This is a genomic window from Cellulosimicrobium sp. I38E (genome assembly GCF_001647255.1).
Lineage (GTDB): Bacteria > Actinomycetota > Actinomycetes > Actinomycetales > Cellulomonadaceae > Cellulosimicrobium > Cellulosimicrobium cellulans_E.
Genome location: NZ_LUAZ01000009.1, coordinates 16,871 through 34,520, shown reverse-complemented (window position 1 = coordinate 34,520; position 17,650 = coordinate 16,871). Strand labels below are relative to the sequence as shown.

The window sequence follows — 17,650 nt, the reverse complement described above, 5'->3', positions numbered from 1 at the left end:
CGGGCCACCGTCATGACGACGACGGGGTCGTCGGGCCTGCGACGACGCGTGCAGGCCCACGACGCGACGCGCCCCCGCGAGTGCGGTTCGATGGAGTATCGCGACGCGTGCGGGGCCGGACACCGCGAAGAACACTGCGAAGCACGAGGAGAGGCAGACCGGTGAAGCTGGAGCTGCGCGGGATCACGAAGGTCTTCGGGTCCCTGGTCGCCAACGACCACATCGACCTGGTCATCGAGCCCGGCGAGATCCACGCCCTGCTCGGGGAGAACGGCGCGGGCAAGAGCACGCTCATGAACGTGCTGTACGGGCTGTACGACCCGGACGACGGGCAGATCCTCGTCGACGACGTCCCGGTGCAGTTCACCGGCCCCGGTGACGCGATGGCCGCCGGCATCGGCATGGTGCACCAGCACTTCATGCTCGTCCCGGTGTTCTCGGTCGCCGAGAACGTCGCGCTCGGGCACGAGCCCGTGAAGGGGGCCGGCCTCATCGACGCCCGGCGCGCGCGCCGCCTGGTCCAGGAGATCTCCGACCGCTTCGGGTTCGAGGTCGACCCGGACGCGATGGTCGAGGACATCCCGGTCGGGGTGCAGCAGCGCGTCGAGATCATCAAGGCCCTCTCGCGCGACGCGCGCGTGCTCATCCTCGACGAGCCCACGGCCGTCCTTACGCCCCAGGAGACGGACGAGCTCATCGCGATCATGCGTCAGCTCAAGGCGGCGGGCACCTCGATCGTCTTCATCACGCACAAGCTCCGCGAGGTCCGCGCGGTCGCCGACCGCATCACGGTCATCCGGCGCGGCAAGGTCGTCGGCACGGCGGACCCCAGCGCGAGCGAGACGGAGCTCGCGTCGCTCATGGTCGGCCGTTCCGTCTCGCTCGGGGTCGACAAGGCTCCCGCGGAGGCCGGCGACGCGACGTTCCGCGTCGACGACCTCACCGTCATGGACGACGTGGGCACGGCCGTCGTCGACCGGGTGAGCCTCGACGTCGCGCGCGGGGAGATCCTCGTCGTGGCGGGCGTCCAGGGCAACGGGCAGACCGAGCTCACGGAGACGATCGTCGGCCTGCGCAAGCCGGTCGCCGGTTCGATCCTGCTCGACGGCAAGGAGCTCGTGGGGCGCAGCGTCTCCCAGGTGCTCGAGGCCGGCGTGGGCTACGTGCCCGAGGACCGGAGCACCGACGGGATCATCGGGACGTTCTCCGTCGAGGAAAACCTCGTCCTCGACCTGGTGACGTCCGCGCCGTACTCGCGTGGCGGCGCGCTCGCGCGCGGCACGATCCGCGACAACGCCGAGCAGCGCATCGTCGAGTTCGACGTCCGCACGCAGTCCGTCGAGACGCCCGCGGGGACGCTGTCGGGCGGCAACCAGCAGAAGGTGGTCCTGGCGCGCGAGATGTCGCGCCCGCTGCGCCTGTTCATCGCGTCGCAGCCGACGCGTGGCCTCGACGTCGGCTCGATCGAGTTCGTGCACCGACGCATCGTGCAGGAGCGCGACAACGGCACCCCCGTGATCATCGTGTCGACCGAGCTCGACGAGGTGCTCGCGCTCGCGGACCGTATCGCCGTGATGTACCGCGGCCGCGTCGTCGGGGTCGTTCCCGGCGACACCGACCGCGACGTCCTCGGCCTCATGATGGCCGGGGTCCCGCTCGAGGAGGCCGTCGTGCAGGCCGCCGAGCACCACACGACCCTCGGCGAGGCGGACGCCGTCGCCGAGGACGCGCCGTCGGACGCCGCGCAGGCCGCGGCCGCCGCCCGCGAGGAGGAGATCCAGTGACCCAGCAGGCAACGCCCGACGACGCGTCGGCGCTCCCGCCGACCGCGGCACCGCCGAGCGACCCCGAGAAGCCGGCGACGCCGGCCGGCCAGAGCGTCCTGCGCGAGATGCTCGAGAGCAGCTGGCTCGTCTCGCTGCTCGCGATCGTCGCCGCGCTGGTCCTCGGCGGTGTCCTCATCGCGGCGGCCGACCCGGAGGTCCAGGAGGCCGCGACCTACTTCTTCGCGCGGCCCTCGGACTTCTTCGAGGCGGTCTGGAACGCCGTCTTCGGCGCGTACAGCGCCCTCTTCCAGGGCAGCGTCATCAACTTCCAGGCGCCCGACCTCGCCCGCGCGCTCCGACCGCTCACCGAGACGATGACGGTCGCGACCCCGCTCATCCTCGCGGGCCTCGGTCTCGGCATCGGCTTCCGGGCCGGCCTGTTCAACATCGGTGCGCAGGGACAGATCATCCTGGGCGGCATCTTCGCCGGGTTCATCGGCTGGACGTTCGCGCTGCCGCCGGGACTGCACCTGCTGCTCGCGGTGCTGGGTGCCGCGCTCGGCGGCGCCCTGTGGGCGAGCATCGCCGGCGTCCTCAAGGCCCGCACCGGGGCGCACGAGGTGATCGTCACGATCATGCTCAACAACATCGCGATCTACCTCGTCGCGTACCTGCTGACCACGGACCCGTTCCAGGCTCCCGGAAGCTCGAACCCCATCAGCCCGCGCATCCCGACCACGGCCCAGTTCCCGCTGCTGCTCGGCGAGGGCTTCCGCCTCCACCTCGGGTTCGTGCTCGCCCTGCTCGTCGCCGTGGGCGTCTGGTGGCTCATGGAGCGCTCGACCCTCGGCTTCCGCTTCCGCGCCGTGGGCGAGAACCCGCACGCCGCGCGCACCGCCGGCATGTCGGTCCCGTGGACCACCGTCTGGGTCATGGCCATCGCGGGCGCGCTCGCCGGCCTCGCGGGCAGCGCCCAGGTGCTCGGCACGGAGAAGGTGCTCACCGCGGGCGTCGCCGCGAGCTTCGGGTTCGACGCGATCACGGTGGCCCTGCTCGGTCGGTCCCGTCCGCTCGGCACCGTCCTCGCGGGTCTCCTGTTCGGCGCGCTGCGCGCCGGCGGGTTCGCGATGCAGGCCCGCACCGGGACACCCATCGACATCGTGCTCGTGGTCCAGTCCCTCATCGTGCTCTTCATCGCGGCGCCGCCGCTCGTGCGGGCGATCTTCCGGCTCCCCACCCCGGGCGGCCCGACGCGCGCCGAGCGCCACGCCGCGAGACGGCGCGCGAAGTCGGCCCCGTCCACCACGACGACGCAGGAGGTCGGAGCATGAGCACCGCGACCACCACCCCGGCGCCGGCCTCCGCGCCGGAGCGCGCGGCCAAGCCGCTGCCGCCCATCAGCTGGAAGGCTCCGATCGCCTACGCGGTCATCGGCCTGCTGTCGCTGGTCTTCTTCGCCCTGCTCCCCGCCGGCGGGCTGCAGACGACGTTCCGCCTCTCGACGGCGAACGACTTCTTCCAGATCGAGCCGGTCACGGTCAGCTCGACGGGGGCGGCGCTGTTCCTGTCGATCCTCGCGCTCCTGCTCGCGGGGCTGTCCTTCTGGGCGGCCCGCGACCGGCGCAAGGTCGGCATCTGGCTCCCGATCGTCTTCGGCGTCGCCGTCGTCTTCGCGTTCCTGTGCTGGGCGGGCGCGGGCAAGTCCGCGATCCCGCTCACCGGCCTGCTGCAGGGCTCGCTGTTCCTCGCCGTCCCGCTCGTGTTCGGCGCGCTCTCGGGCGTGCTGTGCGAGCGCGTCGGCATCATCAACATCGCCATCGAGGGTCAGCTCCTCGCCGGGGCGTTCCTCGCCGCGGTCGTCGCCTCGCTCACGTCGTCGGCGTACGCCGGCCTCATCGCCGCCCCGATCGCGGGGGCTCTCGTCGGCGTGCTGCTCGTGATCTTCTCGGTGAAGTACTGGGTGAACCAGATCATCGTCGGCGTCGTGCTCAACGTGCTCGTGGTCGGCGTGACGAGCTACCTCTACTCGACGGTCCTCACGGAGGACGCGGCGACGTGGAACTCGCGCAACCCGCTGCCCGTCATCGAGATCCCGGTGCTGTCGCAGATCCCCGTCGTGGGACCGGTGCTCTTCCGCCAGACGCTGCTCGTCTACATCATGTACGTCGTCGTGATCCTGCTCCAGATCTTCCTCTTCCGGAGCCGGTGGGGCCTGCGCCTGCGCGCGGTCGGCGAGCACCCCAAGGCCGCCGACACCGTGGGCATCAAGGTCAACGCGACCCGCGTGCGCAACACGATCCTCGGCGGGGCGGTCGCCGGCCTCGGCGGCGCGTTCTTCACGGTCGCGGCGGGCCTCGCGTTCGGCAAGGAGATGACGGGCGGCAAGGGCTTCATCGCCCTCGCGGCCATGATCCTCGGCCGGTGGAACCCGGTCGGTGCGCTCGTCGCGGCGCTCCTGTTCGGGTTCTCCGACAACCTCCAGACGGTGCTCGGCATCGTCGGCACGCCGATCCCCAGCCAGATCATGCTCATGACGCCGTACGTCGTGACGATCTTCGCCGTCGCGGGCCTCGTCGGGCGCGTGCGCCCGCCGGCCGCCGAGGGCATCCCCTACGTGAAGTGAGGCCACGGTGCCGATGACAGACCTGCCGCACGTGCACGACGCCGAGCCCCGGCCGGGCGAGGGGACGGACCAGGGCGGGACCGCCGTCGGGCCGTCCGTCGACTGGGACGCCCTGCGCGACGCCGCACGCGAGATCATGACCCGCGCGTACGCCCCCTACTCGGGATTCCCGGTGGGCGCCGCCGCGCTCGTGGACGACGGGCGCGTCGTCGTCGGGTGCAACGTCGAGAACGCCGCGTACGGCGTGACGCTGTGCGCCGAGTGCTCGCTCGTGAGCTCGCTCGTCGGGACGGGCGGTGGTCGCCTCGTGGCGTTCGCGTGCGTGGACGGGCACGGGTCGACGCTCATGCCGTGCGGGCGTTGCCGGCAGCTCCTGTGGGAGCACGGGGGCCCCGACCTGCTGGTCGACACCGTGCGTGGTATCAAGACGATGAGGGACGTGCTGCCCGACGCCTTCGGGCCCGAGGATCTGGAGGAGCGCTCGTGACCAGCGACGACGTGACCCCGCAGGGTGGCGGGACCGAGGACGAGGACGCGACGGCGGAGGCGCCCGCCGGGGTCGGGGACGACGGTGCGGGCGCGGACGGCGAGGGGTCGGCTCCCGAGCCGTTCGACGCCGTCGACGTCATCCGGACGAAGCGTGACGGCGCGCGGCTCGACCCGGCCCAGATCGACTGGGTGATCGACGCCTACACGCGCGGCGTCGTCGCCGAGGAGCAGATGGCCGCGCTCGCGATGGCGATCTACCTCAACGGCATGGACCGGACCGAGATCGGCCGCTGGACGCAGGCGATGATCGCCTCGGGCGAGCGGATGGACTTCTCGGGGCTCTCGCGGCCGACCGCGGACAAGCACTCGACCGGGGGCGTGGGGGACAAGATCACGCTGCCGCTCGCGCCGCTCGTCGCGGTGTACGGCGTCGCGGTGCCGCAGCTCTCGGGGCGCGGCCTCGGGCACACGGGCGGCACGCTCGACAAGCTCGAGGCGATCCCGGGCTGGCGCGCGGCGCTGACCAACGAGCAGATGATGAACGCGCTCGAGCACGTCGGCGCCGTGATCTGCCAGGCGGGCTCCGGCCTCGCGCCCGCGGACCGGCTCCTGTACGCGCTGCGCGACGTCACGGGCACGGTCGAGTCCATCCCGCTCATCGCGAGCTCGATCATGAGCAAGAAGATCGCGGAGGGCACCGGGGCCCTGGTCCTCGACGTCAAGGTCGGGTCCGGCGCGTTCATGAAGGAGCTCGACTCGGCGCGCGAGCTCGCGCGGACCATGGTCGACCTCGGTACCGACGCCGGCGTGCGCACGGTCGCGCTGCTCACGGACATGTCGACGCCGCTCGGCCTCACCGCGGGCAACGCGCTCGAGGTGCGCGAGTCGGTCGAGGTGATGAAGGGCGCGGGGCCGCAGGACGTCGTCGACCTCACGGTCGCGCTCGCGCTCGAGATGCTCGCCGGTGCGGGTCGCCCGCAGGACGAGGACGACGTGCGGCACGCGCTCGTCGGCGGGCGCGCGCTCGACAAGTGGCGCGAGATGATCGCCGAGCAGGGCGGCGACTCGCGGGCCCCGCTGCCGGTCGCACGCGAACGGGAGCACGTCGTCGCCGACCGGGACGGCGTGCTCGAGCGGCTCGACGCGTACGCCGTCGGGGTCGCCGCGTGGCGCCTGGGCGCGGGGCGCGCGCGCAAGGAGGACCCCGTGCAGGCGGGAGCGGGCGTCGAGCTGTTCGCCAAGCCGGGGGACACCGTGCGCAAGGGGCAGCACCTCATGACGCTGCACACCGACACGCCCGAACGCTTCGAGCGGGCCGTGCAGGCGCTCGAGGGGGCGTGGTCGATCGCGGACCCGGGGACCGTCGTCGAGCGCCGGCCCGTCGTCCTGGACCGCGTCGACTGAGCGTGGCACCCGACGAGCCGGGCGCCGGCGAGCCGGCGGACACGCGTCGGCCGCGCTCCGTGTACGGGGTCGGCACCGAGCCCGACGCGCGGTTCAGCCTCGCCAACGAGCGCACCGCGCTCGCGTGGGTGCGCACCGGCCTCGGCCTCGTCGCGGGGGGCGTCGCGCTGACGTCCTTCGCCACGTTCGCCGACATGCCGGGCGTGCTCGACGTCGTCGCCGGCGTCGCCTGCCTCGTGGGCGCCGGGTTCGCGGGGTACGCACTGGTCTCCTGGCGCCGCAACGAGCGCGCGCTCCGCCTGCGCCGGCGGCTGCCCGCCCCGAGCGGGCTGCCCGTGCTCGTGGTGGGGGTCGTGGTCCTTGCGCTGCTGCTCGCGGGCTACGCCGTGGGATCGGCGACCGGTCCGTGAGCCTGCCGACCGGGGAGGGGCCCACGCCGGTCCGGGACGAGGGCATGCAGCCGGAGCGCACGGCGCTCGCGTGGCAGCGGACGGTGCTCGGCGTGGTCGTCGGATCGCTCGTCCTCGCCGCCGCCGGTCTCCGCTCCGGGTCCACGGTGACCGTGTGCGCGGCGGTCGCCGTCGGCGTGCTGGCGCTGGTCCCCGCCGTCCTGCGTCCCCCGACCGGCGGGCTGCCCGGGAGCGGCCGGCTGTACTCGTGGTCCTTCCTGGTGCGTGTGGCGAGCCTCGTCGTCGTGCTGGCCGTCGTGGGTGCCGTCTGGGCGCTCGGCCGGGCGCTGGGAGCGGCATGAACGTCCGCGGCCCGCTCGGCGCGCTCCGGGTCACCGACCTCGCACGGCTCGTGCCCGCCCGGGCCGTGCCGGGACCACCACCCGCTGCCCTCTACCGGCCCGACGGCGGCACGGAGCACGCGCTCGATCTCGCCCGGCGCGCGGGCCACCCCGTCTCGCGGGTGCGAGCCCTCTCCACGACCCTCGGTGCGCTCGACCCGAGGACCCGGCGCGCCGTCGTCGACCCGCTGGCCCGTGCCGCCCCCGAGGCGTCACGCGACCGCCGGGTCCGTCCGCTCGAGCTCGGCGGGGATCCCGCGCGCCAGACCGACGCGACGACGTGCGGCTCGGCCGTGCTCGGGCTGCTCGCCGCGGCCGGTGACCCGGTGCTCGCCCTGTGGCTCGCCACGGGCCTGCACCCCGGGGACGACCCGGGGCCCAGGGGCCGGTCCTGGTCGGGCGGCGCGGCACGGTTCGAGGAGCTGCAGCAGGCGGTGAAGCGGCGCACCAACCATGCCGCCCTCGGCCCGCTGCCATGGCCCGCCTCCCTCGGAACACCCCCGTGGGGTGCCGCGCGGGCCGCGCGCCACGCGGACGTGCGGTACGTCGAGCGCGTCGTCGTCGGGGCCCGGGACGAGCAGGTGGTCCGGGCCGCCCTCGCCGCGGCCGCGTGCGGTGTGCCGGTGCCCCTCTTCACGGGCGGTGACCTCGCGCTCGGGATCGCGACGGCGGTGCCGCGTCACGTCGTGCTCCTCACGGACGCCGACGCGCGGGCGCGTCGGTGCCGGGTCTACGAGCCGTCGTCGGGCACCGTGCACGACCTGGACGCGGTGCACCTGCTCGACGGCGCCCGGTCGCCCGCGGTGCGGCACGCGCTCGGGGGCTGGCCACACGTCTGCTGGGCACTCCTCCCGGCTGGACGGCAGGGCTGGCGAGCCCCCACGCGCGGCGCGAGGATGGAAGCGGCCGCCACGTCCGTGGAACGCGCCGAGTCGTCAGGTGAGGAGACGCGATGAGCACCGTGCCCGGGAACGACGCGTGGCGGGACGCCGGCCTCGTCGAGCAGGACGACGAGGTCGTGAGCCTGGTCGAGGAGTCGGAGGACGACAGCCCGGGCGTCGACGACGCCGAGCACGAGGGCGACGAGTACCGTCCGCGCACCGCGCGACCGGACCTCGAGGGCGAGGCGAACGAGGCCGACGTCGTCGAGCAGGCGTCCGCCGTGCCGGGCGAGGAGGACGACTACGCCTGACCGGCCGGGCCCGTCCGACCGCTCGGCGCGAGCGCAGGCGTACCGGCCGGTACCGTGAGCGCATGACCACCGAGAACGCCCCCCTGACGGTCGACGTCATCCGCTCGCTGCCCAAGGTCGTGCTGCACGACCACCTCGACGGTGGGCTCCGCCCCGCCACGATCCTCGAGCTCGCCGCCGACGTCGGGCACCAGCTCCCCGCGGGCGACGCCGAGGCCCTCGGAGCCTGGTTCGCCGAGTCGGCCGACTCCGGCTCGCTCGTGCGCTACCTCGAGACGTTCGACCACACCATCGCGGTCATGCAGACCCCCGCGGCGCTGGCCCGCGTGGCGCGCGAGGCGGTGCTCGACCTCGCGCGCGACGGCGTCGTGTACGCCGAGCAACGCTGGGCGCCCGAGCAGCACCTCCAGCGCGGGCTGACGCTCCAGGAGACCGTCGACGCCGTCCAGTCCGGCATCGAGCAGGGCATCGCCGAGGCCGCCGCCGAGGGCCGGACCATCCGCGTCGGGCAGCTCGTCACCGCCATGCGCCACGCGGACCGGTGGCAGGAGATCGCCGAGCTCGCCGTCGCGAACCGCGCGAACGGCGTCGTCGGGTTCGACATCGCCGGTGCCGAGGACGGGTTCCCGCCCTCGCGCCACGCGGAGATCTGGCGCTACCTCGCCGACCAGAACTTCCCCGTCACCATCCACGCGGGCGAGGCCGCCGGCCCGGAGTCGATCGCCGAGGCCGTGCACCTCGGGCAAGCGAGCCGCATCGGCCACGGCGTGCGCATCGTCGAGGACATCACGTTCGATCCCGAGTTCCCGCACAGCGCCGAGGGCGAGTCCGGGACGGCCGCGCTCGGCCTCCTCGCGCACTGGGTGCGCGACCACCAGGTCCCGCTCGAGCTGTGCCCGTCGTCCAACGTGCAGACCGGGGCGGCGACGTCGGTCGCGGACCACCCGATCACGCGGCTCAAGGAGCTCGACTTCGCGGTCACGCTCAACACCGACAACCGCCTCATGTCGCGCACGACCATGACGCAGGAGATGGCGCTGCTCGTCGAGCACGCCGGGTGGACGATCGACGACCTCGCCGACGTGACGATGACCGCCGCGTGGAGCGCGTTCGTCCACCACGACGAGCGTCGCGCGCTCGTCGACGACGTGATCCTGCCGGGCTACCAGGAGGTCCAGGGCGCGCAGCTCTGAGCAGACGTGCCGACCCACCCGGGTCGCCGCACGATGACTGTGGTGCCGTGATCGACGCGATCACGGCACCACAGTCGTGCTCGGCCGGGGTCAGACGCCCTTGGGGTGCCAGACCGTCTTGGTCTCGGTGAACGCGAGGATGCGCTGGGGGCGCGGGGCCTCGGTCCAGTCGGGCTCGGCGTCGTCGCCGCGGCGGCCGACGGCGGGTCGCAGGACGCGCTTGACCGAGTCGGCCGCGGCGGCCTCGAGCTCGCCCCACGCGACGCCCTCGGCGCCGACGGCGCCCGCGAGGTCGATCGCGTTGACGTCGAGGTGCGACGCGAGCGGGGGAGCGAGCTCCCGGGTGAAGCCCGTGAGGACGTTCACGACGCCGCCCGGGACGTCCGACGTCGCGAGCACCTCGGACAGCGTGACGGCCGGGATCGGGCGCTGCTCGCTCGCGACGACGATCACGGCGTTGCCCGTGACGAGCGGCGGGACGATCGTCGAGACGAGGCCGAGCAGCGACGAGCGCTGCGGGGCGAGGACGACGACGACGCCCGTCGGCTCGGGCGAGGACAGGTTGAAGTACGGTCCGGCGACCGGGTTGGCGGAGCCGGCGACCTGCGCGACCTTGTCCGTCCAGCCCGCGTACCAGACCCAGCGGTCGATCGCCTCGGAGACCGCGAGCTCGGCCTGGCGCGCCGTGAGCCCTTCGCCCGCGACGACCTCGGCGACGAACTGCTCGCGGCGCCCCTCCAGCATCTCCGCGACGCGGTAGAGCACCTGGCCGCGGTTGTAGGCCGTCGCGCCGGCCCACTTCGCCTGCGCCGCGCGAGCGGCCACGACGGCCTCGCGCGCGTCCTTGCGCGAGCCCTGGGCGACGTTCGCGAGGAACCGGCCCTTGGTGTCCGTCACCTCGTACGTGCGGCCCGACTCGCTGCGGGGGAACTTCCCGCCGACGTAGAGCTTGTACGTCTTGCGCACCCCGAGGCGCTCGGGCGCCGTGCGGGTAGCGGTGGGCGCCTTCGTCGTGCGGGCCATCAGTAGGTGCTCCCCTCGATCAGGTAGGGCGCCAGGCCGTGCCGGCCGCCCTCGCGTCCGTAGCCCGACTCCTTGTAGCCGCCGAACGGGCTGGCCGGGTCGAACCGGTTGAAGGTGTTGGACCACACGACGCCCGCGCGGAGCTGGTCGGCCATCCAGAGGATGCGGGACCCCTTCTCGGTCCAGATCCCCGCGGAGAGCCCGTAGGGGGTGTTGTTCGCCTTGGCGACCGCCTCGGCGGGCGTGCGGAACGTCAGGACGCTGAGGACCGGGCCGAAGATCTCCTCGCGCGCGATGCGGTGCGCGGCCGAGACGCCCGTGAAGAGCGTCGGCGCGAACCAGTAGCCCGACGACGGCAGCTCGCAGTCCGGGCTCCAGCGCGTGGCGCCCTCGGCGGTGCCCGCGTCGGTGAGCTCGGTGATGCGCGCGAGCTGCTGGGGCGAGTTGATCGCTCCCACGTCGGTGTTCTTGTCCATCGGGTCGCCGACGCGCAGCGTGCCGAGGCGGGCCTTGAGCCGGTCCACGAGCTCCTCGGCGATCGACTCCTGCACGAGCAGGCGCGACCCGGCGCAGCACACCTGGCCCTGGTTGAAGAAGATGCCGTTGACGATGCCCTCGATCGCCTGGTCGATCGGCGCGTCGTCGAACACGATGTTCGCGGCCTTGCCGCCGAGCTCGAGCGTCGCGTGCTTGCGCGTGCCCGCGATCTCCTGCGCGATGCGCTTGCCGACCGGCGTCGAGCCCGTGAACGCGATCTTGTCGACGTCCGGGTGGTTGACCAGCGCCGAGCCGGTGGCGCGCGCGCCGGTGACGATGTTGACCACGCCGGGCGGCAGCTCGGCCTGGCGGAGCAGGTCCGCGAAGAGGAGCGCGGTGAGCGGCGTGGTCTCGGCGGGCTTGAGCACGACCGTGTTGCCCGTCGCGAGCGCGGGCGCGATCTTCCACGCGAGCATGAGCAGCGGGAAGTTCCACGGGATGACCTGCGCGGCGACGCCGTGCGGGCGCGGGTCGGGGCCGTAGCCCGCGTGCTCGAGCTTGTCCGCCCAGCCCGCGTAGTAGAAGAAGTGCGCAGCCGCCGTCGGGACGTCGACGTCGCGCGACTCGCGGATCGGCTTGCCGTTGTCGAGCGTCTCGAGCACCGCGAACTCGCGCGAGCGCTCGGCGAGCAGGCGCGCGATGCGGAACAGGTACTTGGCGCGCTCGCGGCCCGGCATCGGGCCCCACACCTTCTCCTGCGCGCGGCGCGCCGCGCGGACGGCGCGGTCGACGTCCTCCTCGGTCGCCTCCGCGACCTCGGCGAGGACCTCCTCCGTGGCGGGGTTGACGGTCTTGAACGAGCCGGAGTCCGACGCCGGCGTGAACTCGCCGTCGATGAACAGGCCGTACGACGACGCGATGTCGACGACGGCGCGCGACTCGGGGGCCGGTGCGTACTCGAACGGCGAGCCGGCCGTGCTGGCTGTGGTGGTCATGGTGTCCTTCAGTCCCGCTCAGTCGACGGTCACGTAGTCGGGGCCCCAGTAGGCACCCGTGGCGAGCTTGTTGCGCTGCATGAGCACGTCGTTGAGCAGCGACGACGCACCGAACCGGAACCAGTCCGGGTCGAGCCAGTCGCCGCCCGCGGTCTCGTTGACCGCGACGAGGTACTTGATCGCGTCCTTCGACGTGCGGATGCCCCCGGCGGGCTTGACCCCGATCGGCACGCCCGTGAGGGCGCGGAAGTCGCGCACGGCCTCGAGCATGACGATCGTCACCGGGAGCGTCGCGGCGGGGGAGACCTTGCCGGTGCTCGTCTTGATGAAGTCGGCTCCCGCGAGCATCGCGAGCCACGACGCGCGGCGCACGTTGTCGTACGTGGCGAGCTCGCCCGTCTCGAGGATGACCTTGAGGTGCGCGTGGTGCCCGTTCGCGCGGCACTCCTCGCGCACGGCGACGATGTCCTCGTAGACCTGGGAGTACCGGCCGGACAGGAACGCGCCGCGGTCGATGACCATGTCGATCTCGTCCGCGCCGGCCTCGACCGCGTCGCGCGTGTCCGCGAGGCGCACCGCGCGGCTCGCGCGGCCCGACGGGAACGCGGTCGAGACGGCGGCGACCTTGACGCCCGTCCCGGCGAGCGCCTCGACGGCGACCGGGACGAGGTCGTTGTACACGCACACGGCGGCGGCCGACGGGCACGACGGGTCGGCGGGCTCGGGGCGCACGGCCTTCGCGGCGAGCGCGCGCACCTTGCCGGGCGTGTCCGCGCCCTCGAGCGTCGTGAGGTCGACCATGCGGATGATCGTGTCGAGCGCCCAGGCCTTGGACGTCGTCTTGATCGAGCGGGTGCCCAGGGCGGCCGCGCGGCCGTCGGCGCCCACCTTGTCCACCCCCGGCAGCCCGTGCAGGTAGCGGCGCCACGCGGTGTCGTCGAGGAGGGCGGAACCCGTCACGGAGCGCGCGAGATCGGCGATCTCGGCAGCGGACCGGTCGGCCGAACCCGGGGTCGCCGGGGCGGTTCCGGTGCCCGCCCGGCCGGTCTGCGCGACCGACGTCGGTGTCGTTGTGCTCATCGCCCCAGGTTACCCGCCGGTACGCCTCGCGGCGGGCCGCGCGCCTGCTCGTCATCTGACAGCATGGGCGCCGTGACGACGACCTTCGACCTGTTCCTCCGCGAGACGGTCGACGCACGCGCGCGAGCCCGGATCCTCGCGTTCGCGCGCTCCGAGGCTGGTTACCTCGAGGTCCCGGGCAACGTGTACGGCGCCGACCTCTACCGCGAGGACCAGGTCGCGGTCGTCTGGGACGACCTCGACCCGACGAGGGAGGAGCGCGTCCCGTGGGACGAGTTCATGCAGCGGGTACTCGAGCTTCCCGACCCCTGAACGTCAGAGACCCAGCGCCCGCTGCATGTCCGCCTTCACGCGGTCGAGGCGGTCGCGCGCGGCGGCGCGGGCCGCCGTGAGGTCGTCGTGCGACGCGTCGGGGGCGACGGGCAGCACGACCTCGAGGTAGCACTTCACCTTCGGCTCGGTCCCGCTCGGGCGCACGATGACGCGTGTCCCGTCGGCCGTGAGGATGCGCACGCCGTCGGTGGGCGGCAGGCCGTCGAGACCGGCCGAGAGGTCGGCGACGTCCGAGACGCCGGCGCCCGCGAGCGTGCGCGGGGGAGCGGCCCGCAGGTGCGTCATCGTCTCGCCGATGCGGTCGAGGTCGGTGAACCGCGCGGAGAGCTGGTCGCTCACGTGGAGGCCGTGCTGGCGTGCCAGGTCGTCGAGCGCGTCGACGAGCGAGCGGCCCTCGGCCTTGAGCCGGTTCGCGAGCTGCGCGACGAGCAGCGCGGCGCTGATCCCGTCCTTGTCGCGCACGTGCGCGGGGTCGACGCAGTAGCCGAGCGCCTCCTCGTAGCCGAAGACGAGCCCGTCGACCCGCGAGATCCACTTGAAGCCCGTGAGCGTCGTCGCGAAGCCGAGGCCGTGCGCGGCCGCGATCTTCCCGAGCAGCCGCGAGGACACGACCGAGCACGCGAGCACCCCGCCTGCGGCGCCGGACGCCGCGACGCGCCGTGCGACGTCGTCGCCGAGCAGCGCGCCCACCTCGTCGCCGTGCAGCATCCGCCAGCCGTTGGAGCGCGCGGTCTCCGCACCCTGGTAGGTGCCGACGCGCGGGTCGAACACCGCGACCGCGCAGCGGTCGGCGTCGGGGTCGTTGGCCAGCACGACGTCGGCCGCGGAGTCCTGCGCGACGGCGAGCGCGAGGTCCATCGCGCCCGGCTCCTCCGGGTTGGGGAACGCGACGGACGGGAAGTCGGGGTTCGGGTCGAGCTGCTCCTCGACCGGGACGACGGTCGTGAAGCCCGCGTCGCGCAGCACGTGCGCGACCGTCTCGCCGCCCACGCCGTGCAGCGCGGTGGTGACGACCTTGAGCCGGCGGGGTGCGCCGTCGGACAGCGCGAGGACAGAGCGGACGTACGCGTCGACGACGTCGCGGCCCAGGACGGTCCACCCCGAGCCTGCGCGCGGGACGGACCGCGCCGGGCCGACGGCCGCGATCGCGGCGGCGATGCGCGCGTCGTAGGGCGGGACGATCTGGGCACCCTGCCCGGAGTCCGCGACGACGCGCCCGCCGAGGTAGACCTTGTAGCCGTTGTCGGCGGGCGGGTTGTGGCTCGCGGTCACCATGACGCCCGCGTCCGCGCCGAGGTGGCGCACCGCGAACGCGAGCACCGGCGTCGGCAGGGCGGACGGCAGCACGAGCACGTCGAGACCGGCCGCCGTGAGCACGGCCGCGCTGTCGACGGCGAACGCGCGCGAGCGGTGCCGCGCGTCGAACCCGACGACGACGCGCGGGCGGGCCCCGCCGCCGGCGCCCGCGGGGCCGAGCGTGTCGAGGAGGAAGGCCCCGAGGCCCGCCGCCGCGCGGATCACGACGGCGCGGTTCATGCGGTGCGGCCCGGCGGCCATGCGGCCACGGAGGCCGGCGGTGCCAAACTCGAGCGGTCCCGAGAACCGGTCCTGGAGCTCGGCGAGGGCGGCGACGCGCACGTCGTGCTTGCGCGGGTCGGGTGAGTCCGCGAGGTCGAGCAGGTGCCGCAGCTCGTCCTGGTCGCCCGCGTCGACGTCGTCGTCGACCCACGCGGCGACGCGCTCGAGGAAGGCGCCGCGGTCGGTCCCCGGGTCGAACGTCGGGTCGTCGGCAGGGTCGGTCCGGTATCCCGCGGTGCGGTCCGTCATGTCACACCAGCTTCGCGATGTCGGCCAGGAGGGCGCTGATCCGGGGTCCCGCGGCCTGGCCGGCCTCGATGACCTCGGCGTGGGAGAGCGGCGTCGGGCTGATCCCGGCGGCGAGGTTCGTCACGAGCGAGACGCCGAGCACCTCGAGTCCGCAGTGGCGGGCCGCGATGGCCTCGAGCGTCGTGGACATACCCACCAGGTCGGCGCCGAGGATCCCGGCCATGCGCACCTCGGCCGGGGTCTCGTAGTGCGGCCCGGGGAACTGCGCGTACACGCCCTCCGGGAGGGTCGGGTCGACGCGGTGCGCGAGCTCGCGCAGGCGCGGCGAGTAGGCGTCGGTGAGGTCGACGAACGTCGGTCCCTCGAGCGGGCTGCGGGCCGTGAGGTTGATGTGGTCCGAGAGCAGCACGGGCGTGCCCGCGCCCCACTCCTGGTTGAGCCCGCCGCACCCGTTCGTGAGGATGAGCGTCTCGGCGCCCGTCGCCGCGGCCGTGCGCACTCCGTGCACGACGGCGCGCACGCCCTTGCCCTCGTACAGGTGCGTGCGCGAGCCGAGCACGAGCGCGTGGCGCACCGAGCCGTCCGCGCGCTCGACCCGGATCGACCGCGTCACCGAGAGGTGGCCCGCGACCGCGGGGGCGGAGAACCCGGGGATCTCGTGCGTCGGGACCTCCGCGACGACCTCGCCCAGGAGCTCCGCGGCCCCGCCCCAGCCCGAGCCGAGCACGAGGGCCATGTCGTGGCCGTCGACCCCCGTGGCCTGCGCGATGTGGTCGGCGGCGGCCCGTGCCACGAGGAACGGGTCGGTCGCGGGGTCGTCGAGCGGGGGCGTGCTCGCAGGCGTCGTCGTCATGGTCGCAAGGCTAGTCCGTCCCCGGGCACGCGACCCGACGAGGGTCGGCGCCACCGCGCGCCCCTCACCGGTGCCGGCGTCTCGCATGCTGACACCGCGGGACGCGACGGCCTGACAGAATGTCCGGCGTGACGCACGCGAGCATCGACCACCAGGCCACCCGCATCGTCGTCCTCGGAGGCGGGCCCGGAGGGTACGAGGCCGCTCTCGTCGCCCGCCGGCTCGGCGCCGACGTGACCGTCGTCGAGCGCCACGGCCTCGGCGGCGCGGCCGTGCTGACCGACGTCGTCCCCTCCAAGACCCTCATCGCGACCGCGGACTGGATGACCATCGCCGAGCGCGCCGCCGAGCTCGGGATCCGCCTGCCCGTCGACACCGCCAAGGCGCAGCACCCCGCGATGCGCCGCCACATCGTCGACCTCGAGGCCGTGAACACGCGCGTCATGGCGCTCGCGGCCGCGCAGTCGGCGGACATCCACGCGCGCCTCGAGCGCGAGGGCGTGCGCGTCGTCATCGGCGCGGGTCGCCTCGACGGCCCCGAGCGCGTCGTCGTCGACTCGCCCGACGGCGCGGACGGGCCCGTCGTGCTCGACGCCGACGTGATCCTCCTCGCGGTCGGTGCGACGCCGCGCGTCCTGCCGACGGCGCAGCCCGACGGCGAGCGCATCCTCACGTGGACGCAGCTCTACAACCTGTCCGAGCTGCCGGAGCGGCTCATCGTCGTCGGGTCGGGCGTCACGGGCGCCGAGTTCGCGGGCGCGTACAACGCGCTGGGGTCCGACGTCGTGCTCGTGTCGAGCCGCGACCGCGTGCTCCCGGGGGAGGACGCCGACGCCGCGGAGCTGCTCGAGGGTGTGTTCCGCTCCCGCGGCATGACCGTCATGTCGCGGTCCCGTGCCGAGTCCGCCGAGCGCACCGAGGACGGCGTGCGCGTCACGCTCTCCGACGGCCGCGTCGTCGAGGGCTCGCACGTCCTCATCGCCGTCGGCGCCATCCCGTCGACGATCGGCATCGGCCTCGAGGAGGCCGGGGTCCGGCTCACGCCGAGCGGGCACGTCGAGGTGGACAAGGTGTCGCGCACGTCGGTGCGCGGCGTCTACGCGGCGGGTGACTGCACCGGCGTCCTGCCGCTCGCGTCAGTCGCGGCGATGCAGGGCCGCGTCGCCATGTCGCACGCGCTCGGCGACGCGGTCGTGCCGATCAAGCTGCGCACCGTCGCGGCGAACATCTTCACCGCCCCCGAGATCGCGACCGTCGGGTACAGCGAGGAGCAGCTCAAGGCGCAGAGCAGCAAGTACGTCACGACCGTGCTGCCGCTCGCGCGCAACCCGCGCGCCAAGATGCTCGGCATGCGCGACGGCTTCGTCAAGCTCTTCGCGCACCCCGAGGCGGGGGTCGTCCTCGGCGGGGTCGTCGTCGCGCCGCGCGCGAGCGAGCTCGTGTTCCCCATCACGCTCGCCGTGTCCCACCGGCTGACGGTCGACGACGTCGCGTCGGCCTTCACCGTCTACCCGTCGCTCTCGGGGTCCATCGCCGAGGTGGCGCGCATGCTGCACCACCGCGAGGACTGACCGCGCCGGCTCCCTCAGCCGAGCGCGGTGGGCC

The 17,650-nt window shown here is 73.8% G+C and carries 17 protein-coding genes; 12 read left to right on the top strand and 5 right to left on the bottom strand.

Annotation, left to right across the window (positions count from 1 at the left end; all coding sequences use genetic code 11):
- Nucleotides 1–161 precede the first annotated feature (161 nt).
- From A0J59_RS02175 to A0J59_RS02130, 10 genes are all read left to right on the top strand, one after another.
- On the top strand, nt 162–1,784 hold the full coding sequence (locus A0J59_RS02175; RefSeq protein WP_064315086.1) for an ABC transporter ATP-binding protein: 1,623 nt from the start codon (nt 162–164) through the stop codon (nt 1,782–1,784).
- Nucleotides 1,781–3,097 (top strand): ABC transporter permease, encoded by a 1,317-nt coding sequence (locus A0J59_RS02170; protein ID WP_369799739.1) that lies wholly within the window; start codon nt 1,781–1,783, stop codon nt 3,095–3,097. The genes A0J59_RS02175 and A0J59_RS02170 overlap by 4 nt, the downstream gene beginning before the upstream one ends.
- Entirely contained in the window at nt 3,094–4,389 is a 1,296-nt protein-coding gene (locus A0J59_RS02165) for an ABC transporter permease (RefSeq protein ID WP_064315085.1), read from the top strand. Before A0J59_RS02170 ends, A0J59_RS02165 begins: the two co-directional genes overlap by 4 nt.
- A 13-nt stretch (nt 4,390–4,402) precedes the next feature.
- Nucleotides 4,403–4,876 carry a cytidine deaminase gene (locus A0J59_RS02160; protein ID WP_082918670.1) on the top strand — a complete coding sequence of 158 codons (474 nt, stop codon included), beginning with the start codon at nt 4,403–4,405 and terminating at the stop codon, nt 4,874–4,876.
- A gap of 140 nt (nt 4,877–5,016) precedes the next feature.
- Nucleotides 5,017–6,282: a thymidine phosphorylase gene (locus A0J59_RS02155; protein ID WP_053371197.1), complete on the top strand. Its 1,266-nt coding sequence runs from the start codon at nt 5,017–5,019 to the stop codon at nt 6,280–6,282.
- A gap of 2 nt (nt 6,283–6,284) precedes the next feature.
- Nucleotides 6,285–6,692 carry a YidH family protein gene (locus A0J59_RS02150; RefSeq protein ID WP_047233503.1) on the top strand — a complete coding sequence of 136 codons (408 nt, stop codon included), beginning with the start codon at nt 6,285–6,287 and terminating at the stop codon, nt 6,690–6,692.
- Nucleotides 6,689–7,033 carry a DUF202 domain-containing protein gene (locus A0J59_RS02145; RefSeq protein ID WP_052877680.1) on the top strand — a complete coding sequence of 115 codons (345 nt, stop codon included), beginning with the start codon at nt 6,689–6,691 and terminating at the stop codon, nt 7,031–7,033. The genes A0J59_RS02150 and A0J59_RS02145 overlap by 4 nt, the downstream gene beginning before the upstream one ends.
- Nucleotides 7,030–8,028: a hypothetical protein gene (locus A0J59_RS02140; RefSeq protein WP_064315084.1), complete on the top strand. Its 999-nt coding sequence runs from the start codon at nt 7,030–7,032 to the stop codon at nt 8,026–8,028. Before A0J59_RS02145 ends, A0J59_RS02140 begins: the two co-directional genes overlap by 4 nt.
- Nucleotides 8,025–8,264 (top strand): hypothetical protein, encoded by a 240-nt coding sequence (locus A0J59_RS02135; protein ID WP_047233501.1) that lies wholly within the window; start codon nt 8,025–8,027, stop codon nt 8,262–8,264. The genes A0J59_RS02140 and A0J59_RS02135 overlap by 4 nt, the downstream gene beginning before the upstream one ends.
- A 62-nt stretch (nt 8,265–8,326) precedes the next feature.
- Nucleotides 8,327–9,457 carry an adenosine deaminase gene (locus tag A0J59_RS02130; RefSeq protein ID WP_053371157.1) on the top strand — a complete coding sequence of 377 codons (1,131 nt, stop codon included), beginning with the start codon at nt 8,327–8,329 and terminating at the stop codon, nt 9,455–9,457.
- Nucleotides 9,458–9,547: 90 nt separating this feature from the next.
- Here A0J59_RS02130 and A0J59_RS02125 read toward each other — a convergent pair whose 3' ends face one another.
- From A0J59_RS02125 to deoC, 3 genes are read right to left on the bottom strand one after another with little or no spacing between them, the layout of a single operon-like run.
- On the bottom strand, nt 9,548–10,480 hold the full coding sequence (locus tag A0J59_RS02125; RefSeq protein WP_053371156.1) for an aldehyde dehydrogenase family protein: 933 nt from the start codon (nt 10,478–10,480) through the stop codon (nt 9,548–9,550).
- Nucleotides 10,480–11,952 carry an aldehyde dehydrogenase family protein gene (locus tag A0J59_RS02120; RefSeq protein WP_053371155.1) on the bottom strand — a complete coding sequence of 491 codons (1,473 nt, stop codon included), beginning with the start codon at nt 11,950–11,952 and terminating at the stop codon, nt 10,480–10,482. Before A0J59_RS02120 ends, A0J59_RS02125 begins: the two co-directional genes overlap by 1 nt.
- Before the next feature lie 18 nt (nt 11,953–11,970).
- Nucleotides 11,971–13,032, bottom strand: coding sequence for a deoxyribose-phosphate aldolase (deoC, locus tag A0J59_RS02115; RefSeq protein ID WP_082918669.1), 1,062 nt, complete (start codon nt 13,030–13,032; stop codon nt 11,971–11,973).
- Nucleotides 13,033–13,104: 72 nt separating this feature from the next.
- Here deoC and A0J59_RS02110 point away from each other — a divergent pair, with 72 nt between their 5' ends.
- Nucleotides 13,105–13,344: a hypothetical protein gene (locus A0J59_RS02110; protein ID WP_156532752.1), complete on the top strand. Its 240-nt coding sequence runs from the start codon at nt 13,105–13,107 to the stop codon at nt 13,342–13,344.
- A gap of 3 nt (nt 13,345–13,347) precedes the next feature.
- Here the strand turns inward: A0J59_RS02110 and A0J59_RS02105 are convergent, their stop codons facing one another.
- Nucleotides 13,348–15,192, bottom strand: a complete 1,845-nt coding sequence (locus A0J59_RS02105; protein ID WP_047233497.1) for a phospho-sugar mutase — start codon at nt 15,190–15,192, stop codon at nt 13,348–13,350.
- Between the two features lies 1 nt (nt 15,193).
- Nucleotides 15,194–16,045 carry a purine-nucleoside phosphorylase gene (locus A0J59_RS02100; protein ID WP_064315082.1) on the bottom strand — a complete coding sequence of 284 codons (852 nt, stop codon included), beginning with the start codon at nt 16,043–16,045 and terminating at the stop codon, nt 15,194–15,196.
- A gap of 119 nt (nt 16,046–16,164) precedes the next feature.
- Here A0J59_RS02100 and A0J59_RS02095 point away from each other — a divergent pair, with 119 nt between their 5' ends.
- Nucleotides 16,165–17,616 (top strand): NAD(P)H-quinone dehydrogenase, encoded by a 1,452-nt coding sequence (locus A0J59_RS02095; RefSeq protein ID WP_064315081.1) that lies wholly within the window; start codon nt 16,165–16,167, stop codon nt 17,614–17,616.
- Nucleotides 17,617–17,650 lie beyond the last annotated feature (34 nt).

Excerpts from the sequence above, each read along its gene's own strand:
- A0J59_RS02165 (WP_064315085.1), top strand. The coding sequence starts at position 3,094 with ATGAGCACCGCGACCACCACCCCGGCGCCGGCCTCCGCGCCGGAGCGC.
- A0J59_RS02160 (WP_082918670.1), top strand. The coding sequence starts at position 4,403 with ATGACAGACCTGCCGCACGTGCACGACGCCGAGCCCCGGCCGGGCGAG.
- A0J59_RS02140 (WP_064315084.1), top strand. The coding sequence starts at position 7,030 with ATGAACGTCCGCGGCCCGCTCGGCGCGCTCCGGGTCACCGACCTCGCA.
- A0J59_RS02135 (WP_047233501.1), top strand. The coding sequence starts at position 8,025 with ATGAGCACCGTGCCCGGGAACGACGCGTGGCGGGACGCCGGCCTCGTC.
- A0J59_RS02130 (WP_053371157.1), top strand. The coding sequence starts at position 8,327 with ATGACCACCGAGAACGCCCCCCTGACGGTCGACGTCATCCGCTCGCTG.
- A0J59_RS02125 (WP_053371156.1), bottom strand. The coding sequence starts at position 10,480 with ATGGCCCGCACGACGAAGGCGCCCACCGCTACCCGCACGGCGCCCGAG.
- A0J59_RS02120 (WP_053371155.1), bottom strand. The coding sequence starts at position 11,952 with ATGACCACCACAGCCAGCACGGCCGGCTCGCCGTTCGAGTACGCACCG.
- deoC (WP_082918669.1), bottom strand. The coding sequence starts at position 13,032 with ATGAGCACAACGACACCGACGTCGGTCGCGCAGACCGGCCGGGCGGGC.
- A0J59_RS02105 (WP_047233497.1), bottom strand. The coding sequence starts at position 15,192 with ATGACGGACCGCACCGCGGGATACCGGACCGACCCTGCCGACGACCCG.
- A0J59_RS02100 (WP_064315082.1), bottom strand. The coding sequence starts at position 16,045 with ATGACGACGACGCCTGCGAGCACGCCCCCGCTCGACGACCCCGCGACC.
- A0J59_RS02095 (WP_064315081.1), top strand. The coding sequence starts at position 16,165 with ATGTCCGGCGTGACGCACGCGAGCATCGACCACCAGGCCACCCGCATC.